The sequence below is a fragment of the Streptomyces sp. NPDC002265 genome (genome assembly GCF_040296125.1).
Classification (GTDB): Bacteria; Actinomycetota; Actinomycetes; order Streptomycetales; family Streptomycetaceae; genus Streptomyces.
This window is the reverse complement of sequence record NZ_JBEOWS010000396.1, coordinates 1-8,448: the sequence shown is the minus strand read 5'-3', so window position 1 is coordinate 8,448 and position 8,448 is coordinate 1. Positions and strand designations below refer to the sequence as shown.

The following is an 8,448-nucleotide window of genomic DNA, read 5'->3' as shown; positions in this document are numbered from 1 at the left end:
TCTGGGCCGCCACGACCACGCCCATGGTCCGGTAACTGCCGGGGGTGTCGCCGTCGGCGTGCGCGATCGCGGGGGCCAGCGCACCGGAGAGCAGGATGGCCACCCCGAGGAAGCCCACCCGCCAGGCCAGCACCCGGCCGCGCTCGGCGGGGTCCTCGGTCATCTCGGCCGGCAGGGTCACGTACGGCACCTGGAACACCGCGTACGCGGTCGCCGCGAGCAGGAACAGCACCGCCACGTAGCCTGCGGCCCCGATGCCGCGCAGCGGGGGCGCGGCGAAGAGCAGCGCGAACAGCGGCGGCAGGGTGAGCGCACCGGCCAGCAGGAACGGCCGGCGCGAACCGCCCTGGAGCCTGCTGCGGTCGGCCGCCGCGCCGACCAGGGGGTTGATCAGCACGTCCCAGGCCTTGGGCAGGAACACGGCAGCCCCGGCCAGTGCGGCGGGTACCGCGAGGACGTCCGTCAGGTAGTACAGCAGGATCAGACCCGGCACGGTGCCGAACGTGCCGGTCGCCAGGGACCCGAGCCCGTAGCCGATCCGCACCGAGCGCGGCAGCGGCGGTCCTGCGGCCGGGGACGCGGGCCCTGGCGGGGGCGGGCCGGGGGGTGTCGACTCGTGCATGGCGGTCCTGAGCGGTGAGTTGGGCGATGTGCGTGCGATCGTGCGGACCGTGATGTCTGCGGTGGCGGTCGGGCGGTCCGCGTCCGGGCGAGGCGGTTCCGCGAGGCTGCCCGGGGGAGGCGATTCGCCCGAGGGGTGCGGAGCGACCCGCCGGGAAGGTCTCCATGAGGCGGACGGCCGGCCCCGGGGAGGAGGGGGAGCGGCCCGGCCGTCAGGACCTCAGGACCGTGCGGACCGGCTGCCGCCGGTACATCGCCGTGGACCCGCGGGCCGGGCACGGCGGGCATACGCCCTCGTCATTCGTGCCGCGTCCTTTCGTCCACTGCTGCGCACGCGGCGAGCATGGATCAGCCGCACCCTCCCTGGCAAGGCCTGTTCACCACACGGTTCGCGCGACTTCTGGCACCATCGACGGGTTCCGTGTCGGCAGGACAGGCTCCCTCACCGAGGTGGCCACCGCCGCCGGACCTCCCTCCGCGCCGGGACCGGCGTGGCGGGTATCGCGGCGGTGAAGGAGAAGCGGCCACCGTGGTGATGGGCGCCCCGGCGACAAGTCGTCCGGGGCGCTACACCGTTCCCGGGTCCAGGGACACGGCCGACTCCTTGTTCAGCTCGGCGGTGAACTGGGCGCCCGCTAGCAGGGCCAGGTTGGACATCCACAGCCAGATCAGGAACACCACGACGCCCGCGAGGGAACCGTAGAGGCGGCTGTAGGCGCTCATGGCGGAGGCGTAGACGGCGAAGCCCGCGGAGGCGGTGAGCCACAGGCCGGCCGCCAGCGCACCGCCCGGCAGACTGTGGCCGCGCCGACGGGCCGACACGGGCCCGGTGTGGAAGACGACGACCACCAGGAGCGCCACCAGACACAGCAGCAGCGGCCAGCGCAGCAGACCCCACGCCCACGCGGCCATCACGTCGAGACCCAGGAAGCGGCCCGCGGCCTCGGCGACCGGTCCGGTCAGCACCATCACCAGGGCGCTGACGACGAGCAGTCCGAGCAGCAGCAGCGCGGTGAGCACGGTGCGGTGGGCCTTGCGCCAGGGGGAGCGGCGGTCGGCGGTGCCGTGCATACGGTGCAGGGCGCGGCGGAAGACGGCGAGATAGCTGGAGGCGGACCACAGCGCGCTCACGGTGCCGGCGCACAGCAGCGTCCAGGCCGTCGAGTCGTCCCGCAGCGTGCGGGCCAGCACATCGTGCAGTTCGGCGCCCGACTGGCCGGGGGCGTAGGCGGCGACGTGGGCGATGAACACCCTGGCCGTGTCGGGGCTGATCAGGCTGAACGCGACGACGGTGACCAGCAGGGCGGGCAGCACCGCCAGGATGGAGTAGTAGGTCAGGGCGGCGGCGTGGTCGGAGACGTCGTCGCGCCACATCGACACCGGTGTCCGGCGCAGGGCGGGCCACCAGTCGGGGGACACCCGCAGGATCCGGGCGGCGCGGCCCGCCGGGGTGTGCGGACGGGGAGCGCGCTCGGCCGGGCCGGACCGGGACCGCGTGGACATACGGTGCACGGTGGTGACGCGGGCGGAGAGCGGGGCGTCGGCGGTCGCCGTCGTTCGCGGCCGCCCGGTCCGTCCGGTCCGCCGTGGGGCGGAGGTTTCCTCGTGGGGCGCTGCGGTCGGCCTCGTCATCGCAGGTCCTTTCTCCACGCCGGTGAACCGCTCTCATGCCGATGGACCCGCTTCGGCTGTGCACGTGTCGCGTCCATGTGCCACGTCTATGTGCCGCGTCCGTGCGTTGCCTCTATGTGTCGCGCTTACCCGGAATTTCTCCGTTCAGGCGGCGACGGGGAATCCGTCCGACGAAAGGACGAATGCCGTCGACACCGCCGGTGCCGCCGACGACGCGGGAATGCCCGAGTGACGGGCAGGACGGCAGGAGGCGGACGCGGATCGCGCGGTGCGGGGGGAACGCGAGGTGAACGCCGCCGGTCACGGCGCTGGAGCAGGGTGCCGCGGCGGCCCGGCCGAGGTGACGTGCCGAGGCGGGTGAGGCGGCCGGGGAAACTCCCGGGCATCCCGTCCGACCGTTCGTGCGAATCCCGGACGGGACGCGCGCGAGGGGATTTCCGCGTTCTCGACCGGGGCGTGCAAATCGGCAGGACCGGATGAAGAGACGCATGAAGAGGCGGGTTGCGGAACGGCTCCCGGCAATTGCTCCCGGCCGTCGGCGGGAGGCGCGGCGGGCGGGGCCGAGGGTGCGGCCGACCGGCACCGGAGCCTTCGCCGGGTTCCCGAAGGCGAAGCGGAACGCTCTGGACCTCACCTCAAACTCTCGTATAGTGACGCCCAGTTGATCGATCCCATCAGCTTTCTGCGCACAATTTTCCCGAGGACGAGACGAGGGCCGTAGCCGCTGCGGCCGCCCGAGGAACCGATTGATGACCGCGTCCGCTGCCCACGGCGACCGACCCGCCCTCCGCTCCCATCTCCTGGTCGCGCTGCCCACCGCGGCCCTGTCCACCCTCGTCGTCTGCTGCTCCGTCGCGGCGGCCCCGCACTCGGTGCGAGGCCCGCTCGGCTGGGGCGCGGGCGCCGCCGCGGTGCTGCTGTGCGCGGCCGTCACGGTCGCCGCGCACGGGTTACGCACGGCCCGGGCCGCCCGCAGCGCGCTGCGCGTCGCGAACGACGACGCCCAGCGCGCCCTGCACGAAGGCGCGCGTGCGGCCGAGCAGTGGCGCCGGGAGAACCAGCGGCTGGGCGACGCCGCCGGGCACGAACGCGCCCGGTTGCTCGAGGACTTCGCGCGCGAACGGGTCCGGCTCGCCCAGGCCGGCGAGGCCGAGCAGCACCGTCTGGCCGGTGAACTGGCAACGGTCACCGCGCGGTTGGAGCGAGCCGTCGGCGAGCGCGCGGCGGCGATCTCCGCGACCGCCAACGCGGCGGCCCGGATGCAGGCGCTGGCCACCGGTACCCTCGCCGACCTGCGGGCGATGGAGGACCGGCACAGCGACGAGGACGTGCTCGCCGATCTGCTCCATCTGGACCACCGCACCGCGCAGGCGGGCCGTCTGGCGGACTCGATCGCCGTGCTCACGGGCGCCCGTTCCGGCCGGCGCTGGGCACGCCCGATCGCCATGGAGTCCATCCTGCGCGGCGCGATGGGCCGGATCAGCGGCTACCAGCGCATCCGGCTGCACTCCGTGAGCGACAGCGCCGTCGCGGGCTACGCGGCGGAGGGCGTCATGCACGCCCTGGCCGAACTCCTCGACAACGCGGCCAATTTCTCCCCGCCGAACGCCGAGGTCCACGTCTACGTCGAGGAGGTGCCCGCCGGGGTCATCGTCTCCGTCGAGGACAGCGGACTCGTCATGGGCGACGTCCAACTGCGCCGGGCCGAAACGGCCGTTGCCGGTGACGTGACCGAACTGGGCGGTCTCACCGGGACCCGGCTGGGCCTCGCCGTCGTGGGCCGGCTCGCCCGCAAGCACGGTCTGAAGATCTCCTTCCGGCCCTCCGCGCGCGGTGGCACCGGGGTCCTGATGCTCATTCCGCAGGACATCCTCACCGCCGCCCCGGCCGAACCCCGCTCCGCCGCCCCCGCCGAGTCCCGGCCCGTGGCCGCCATGCAACCTGCCTTCGCCCCGGCCGCCGCCCCCGCCACCTCCGCGCCCGCGCCGGCGGACGTCGTACCGGAGGAGAATCGTGACAGCGGGGACGACGAGGCGGGGCAGGGCCTGTCCGGCCTGCCCAAGCGCCGCCGGGGCCGTACCCTCGCCGCCGCCGAACGGGCCCGCTCCAGCACCCCGGACCCCGAGCGCCGTACGGAGTCCGCAGCGGACATCCGGTCCAAGGCCGCCCGCTTCGGCAGCTTCCGCGAGGCCGTACGCGCCGGCACCGAGGACGCGACCGGGCGGCACCCGCTGCCGCCGGCCCCCGACGAGCGGCGGACCGCCGCGGCCGCCCCGCCCGAGGCGGCATCCGAGACCCCGACCCACTCACACGCGTACCCGGAAGGCGACACCACCTCATGACCGGCACGACCACCGCCGACGAGAAGCTCACCTGGCTCATCGAGGGGCTCCTGGAGCGCACCCCGGGCGCCCGGCACGCGCTCGTGCTCTCCCGCGACGGACTGAAGCTCTGCCGCACCAAGGAGCTGACGGTCGATCAGGCCGACCACCTCGCCGCCATCGCCTCCGGCCTCCAGGCACTCTCGCACGGTGCCTCGGTAGAGTTCGGCGACGGCAGCGGCGGCGTGCGCTCGTCGATGACCGAGTTCCACGGCGGGACCCTGTTCATCGTCGAGGCCGGCGAGGGCGCGCACCTGGCCGTGGTGACCACCGAGGACGCCGACGCGGGACTGATCGGGCACAACATGAGCGAGCTCGTGGAACAGCTCGGCGAGCACCTGACGGCCCCGCCGCGCACCGCATGAGCCGCCCCGGCAGGGACGACAGCCCCGACCGCCTCTACACCCTCACCGGAGGGCGCAGCGGGGCCGGACCGGACAGCCCGTTCGACCTGGTCACGCTGGTGGTGGCCGAGTGCGAGCCGTCCTCCGGCATGCAGTCGGAGCACGCCGCGATCCTGCGGATGACCCAGGCCCCCACCGCCGTGGTCGAGGTCGCCGCGGACCTCGGCCTCCCCGTGAGCATCACCAAGATCCTGCTGTCCGATCTGCTGGCGACGGGCCGCGTGAGCGCCCGCCACCCCCGCACGTCGGTCATTCCCGACCCCGACATCCTGGAGCAGGTGCTCGTTGGACTCCGCAACATCTGACGCCCGCACCCCGCTGGGTGCCACCGCCGACAACGGTCTGAAGATCGTCATCGTGGGCGGGTTCGGCGTCGGCAAGACGACCATGGTCCGCTCGGTGAGCGAGATCCGTCCCCTCAACACCGAGGAGACGATGACCCGGGCCGGCGAGTCGGTGGACGACGTCAGCGAGGTGCGCGGCAAGACCGCCACCACGGTGGCCTTCGACTTCGGCCGCATCACCCTCGACACGCGCAACGTCCTCTACCTGTTCGGCGCGCCGGGACAGGAGCGTTTCTGGTTCCTGTGGGACCGGCTGTTCTCCGGCACGCTGGGCGCGGTCGTCCTCGTCGACACCCGCCGCATCGACGACTCCTGGTACGCGATCGACCGCCTCGAACAGCACGGCACGCCGTTCATCGTGGCCTGCAACGACTTCGGGGGCTCCGGCCGGCACTCCCACGCCGCCGTGCGCGAGGCGCTCGACCTCGATCCGGAGGTGCCGCTGATCGACTGCGACGCCCGCTCGCGCGAGTCCAGCAAGGACGTCCTCATCACCCTGGTCCAGCACATCAGGAACAGCTACGCCGGGCAGCCGGCCCGGACCGCCGCGCCCCCACGGGAGTTCGTGTGACCACCGATGCCGTACCGCTCAGCGGCTCCCGGTTCCAGAGCGAACCCGCCCTGCTGTACCGGGAGATGCGACGCGACCACGGCGCCGTCACCCCGGTGCTGCTGGACGGCGGCGTCCCCGCGTGGCTGGTGCTCGGCTACCGCGAACTGCACCAGGTGACCGGCGACCCGGTCCTGTTCAGCCGCGACTCGGAACTGTGGAGCCAGTGGGACTCCATCCCCGCCGACTGGCCCCTGCTGCCGATGATCGGCCGCAGACAGCCGTCCATCCTCTACACGGTCGGCGAACGCCACCGCGAACGCGCCGCGATGATCAGCAACGCCCTGGAGGGCGCCGACCCCTTCGAACTGCGGCGCCACGCCGAGCGGTTCGCCGACGAACTGATCGACTCCCTCTGCACCGTGGGCGAGGCCGACCTCGTCGGCCAGTACGCCATGCTGCTGCCGGTGCGCGTCCTGGCCCGGCTGTACGGCTTCTCCGACGAGGACGGCCCCGGCCTGGTCACCGCCCTCAACGACATGATCGACGGGCGGGAGCGGGCCCTGGCCGGGCAGATGCATCTGGCCGGCTCCATGACGGAGTTGGTGGCCCGGCGCCGGGCCGCGCCCGCCCGCGACGTCGTCTCCCGGATGCTGGCCGACGACAGCGGCTTCACCGACGAGGAGATCACCCAGGACCTCATGGTGATGATGGCCGCCGGGCACCAGCCGACCGCCGACTGGATCGGCAACTCGCTGCGCCTGATGCTCACCGACACCCGCTTCGCCGCCTCGCTCTTCGGCGGCCGCCACAGCGTCGCCGAGGCCATGAACGAGGTGCTCTGGGAGGACACCCCCACCCAGAACGTGGCCGGCCGCTGGGCCTCCCGCGACACCCACCTCGGCGGGCGCCGCATCCGCGCCGGGGACCTGCTGCTGCTCGGCCTCCAGGCGGCCAACTCCGACCCGCAGGTGCGCACCGACGCCTCCGCCCTCACCGGCGGCAACAACGCGCACTTCTCGTTCGGGCACGGCGAGCACCGCTGCCCGTTCCCCGCCCAGGAGGTCGCCGAGGTGATCGCCCGGACGGGCATCGAGGTGGTCCTGGACCGGCTGCCCGACATCGATCTGGCGGTTCCGGCGGAGCGCCTGAGCCGTCGTCCCTCGCCGTGGCTGCGCGGGCTGACCGAACTGCCCGTGCGCTTCACACCCACCCCTGCCCTGGGAGGCAACCGACCATGACGTCCGGCACCGAAGCAGCACGGATCGCGCTCGATCCGTTCGTCACCGATCTGGACGGCGAGAGTGCGAAGCTGCGCGCCGCCGGCCCCCTGGTGGAGGTCGAACTCCCGGGCGGGGTTCCCGTGTGGGCCGTCACCCACCACGCCGAGGCGAAGGCGCTCCTGACCGACCCCCGGCTGGTCAAGGACATCGACGTCTGGGGTGCCTGGCAGCGCGGCGAGATCCCGCCGGACTGGCCGCTGATCGGCCTGGCCAACCCGGGCCGCTCCATGCTGACCGTGGACGGCGCCGACCACCGCCGGATGCGCACCCTCGTCGCCCAGGCGCTGACCCCGCGCCGGGTGGAGGAGATGCGGGACCGGATCGCCGGGCTGACCGAGGAACTGCTCGACCGGCTGCCCGCGGACGCGGACGTCGTCGACCTCAAGGCGGCCTTCGCCTACCCGCTGCCCATGTACGTCATAGCCGACCTCATGGGCATCGAGGAGGACCGGCTGCCCCGGCTGAAGGAGCTGTTCGAGAAGTTCTTCTCGACCCAGACCGCGCCCGAGGACGTCCTCGCGACCCTCGTCGAGCTGGCCGGCATCATGGCCGACACGGTCGCCGCCAAGCGGGCCGAACCCGGTGACGATCTCACCAGCGCCCTCGTCCTCGCCTCCGAGGACGGCGACCGGCTCACCGACGAGGAGATCGTCTCCACGCTCCAGCTGATGGTCGCGGCCGGGCACGAGACCACCATCTCGCTCATCGTCAACGCGGTCGTCAACCTCTCCACCCACCCCGAGCAGCGCGAGCTGGTGCTCTCCGGCAAGGTGGACTGGTCGGCGGTGGTCGAGGAGACACTGCGCTGGTCGACCCCGACCTCGCACGTCCTGATCCGGTTCGCGACCGAGGACGTGGCCGTCGGCGACCGCGTCCTGCCGGCCGGGGACGCGCTCATCGTGTCGTACGGCGCGCTCGGCCGCGACGAGACCGCGCACGGTCCGACGGCCGGGGAGTTCGACATCACCCGCGAGACGCGTACCCGCCACATCTCCTTCGGGCACGGCCCGCACGTGTGCCCGGGGGCGGCGCTGTCCCGGCTGGAGGCCGGGGTGGCGCTGCCGGCGCTGTACGCCCGGTTCCCGCGGCTGGAGCTCGCCGTGCCGACGTCGGCCCTGCGCAACAAGCCGGTGGTGACCCAGAACGACCTGTTCGAACTAGGCGCTCCAGGTCGAGCACCAGCTTCGGCGGCGGCTCGGCGGCGCCGCCAGGGGTCGTGCCCGGAAGCAGCTC

8 protein-coding genes are annotated in these 8,448 nt (G+C 73.2%); 6 read left to right on the top strand and 2 right to left on the bottom strand.

Features of this window, described 5'->3' with window-relative positions:
- Both ABT085_RS40380 and ABT085_RS40375 read right to left on the bottom strand, forming a co-directional pair.
- A partial coding sequence (locus tag ABT085_RS40380; protein WP_351620205.1) for an MFS transporter occupies positions 1–622 on the bottom strand: 622 nt, incomplete at its 3' end.
- Positions 623–1,188: 566 nt separating this feature from the next.
- A complete protein-coding gene (locus ABT085_RS40375) occupies positions 1,189–2,124 on the bottom strand; it encodes a YihY/virulence factor BrkB family protein (RefSeq protein WP_502982939.1) in 936 nt (311 codons plus the stop codon).
- Between the two features lie 878 nt (positions 2,125–3,002).
- Here ABT085_RS40375 and ABT085_RS40370 point away from each other — a divergent pair.
- From ABT085_RS40370 to ABT085_RS40345, 6 genes are all read left to right on the top strand, one after another.
- On the top strand, positions 3,003–4,595 hold the full coding sequence (locus ABT085_RS40370) for a sensor histidine kinase (protein WP_351620202.1): 1,593 nt from the start codon (positions 3,003–3,005) through the stop codon (positions 4,593–4,595).
- Positions 4,592–4,999: a roadblock/LC7 domain-containing protein gene (locus ABT085_RS40365; protein WP_351620199.1), complete on the top strand. Its 408-nt coding sequence runs from the start codon at positions 4,592–4,594 to the stop codon at positions 4,997–4,999. The genes ABT085_RS40370 and ABT085_RS40365 overlap by 4 nt, the downstream gene beginning before the upstream one ends.
- Entirely contained in the window at positions 4,996–5,343 is a 348-nt protein-coding gene (locus tag ABT085_RS40360; RefSeq protein ID WP_351620196.1) for a DUF742 domain-containing protein, read from the top strand. The genes ABT085_RS40365 and ABT085_RS40360 overlap by 4 nt, the downstream gene beginning before the upstream one ends.
- The gene (locus ABT085_RS40355; RefSeq protein ID WP_502982938.1) at positions 5,324–5,953 is read left to right on the top strand and encodes a GTP-binding protein; all 630 of its coding nucleotides are present in this window, start codon (positions 5,324–5,326) and stop codon (positions 5,951–5,953) included. Before ABT085_RS40360 ends, ABT085_RS40355 begins: the two co-directional genes overlap by 20 nt.
- The gene (locus tag ABT085_RS40350) at positions 5,950–7,173 is read left to right on the top strand and encodes a cytochrome P450 (protein WP_351620193.1); all 1,224 of its coding nucleotides are present in this window, start codon (positions 5,950–5,952) and stop codon (positions 7,171–7,173) included. Before ABT085_RS40355 ends, ABT085_RS40350 begins: the two co-directional genes overlap by 4 nt.
- Positions 7,170–8,448: cytochrome P450 family protein (locus ABT085_RS40345; protein WP_502982937.1), on the top strand; the 1,279-nt coding region annotated here is incomplete at its 3' end. The genes ABT085_RS40350 and ABT085_RS40345, both read left to right, overlap by 4 nt.

Excerpts from the sequence above, each read along its gene's own strand:
- ABT085_RS40375 (WP_502982939.1), bottom strand. The coding sequence starts at position 2,124 with ATGTCCACGCGGTCCCGGTCCGGCCCGGCCGAGCGCGCTCCCCGTCCG.
- ABT085_RS40370 (WP_351620202.1), top strand. The coding sequence starts at position 3,003 with ATGACCGCGTCCGCTGCCCACGGCGACCGACCCGCCCTCCGCTCCCAT.
- ABT085_RS40365 (WP_351620199.1), top strand. The coding sequence starts at position 4,592 with ATGACCGGCACGACCACCGCCGACGAGAAGCTCACCTGGCTCATCGAG.
- ABT085_RS40360 (WP_351620196.1), top strand. The coding sequence starts at position 4,996 with ATGAGCCGCCCCGGCAGGGACGACAGCCCCGACCGCCTCTACACCCTC.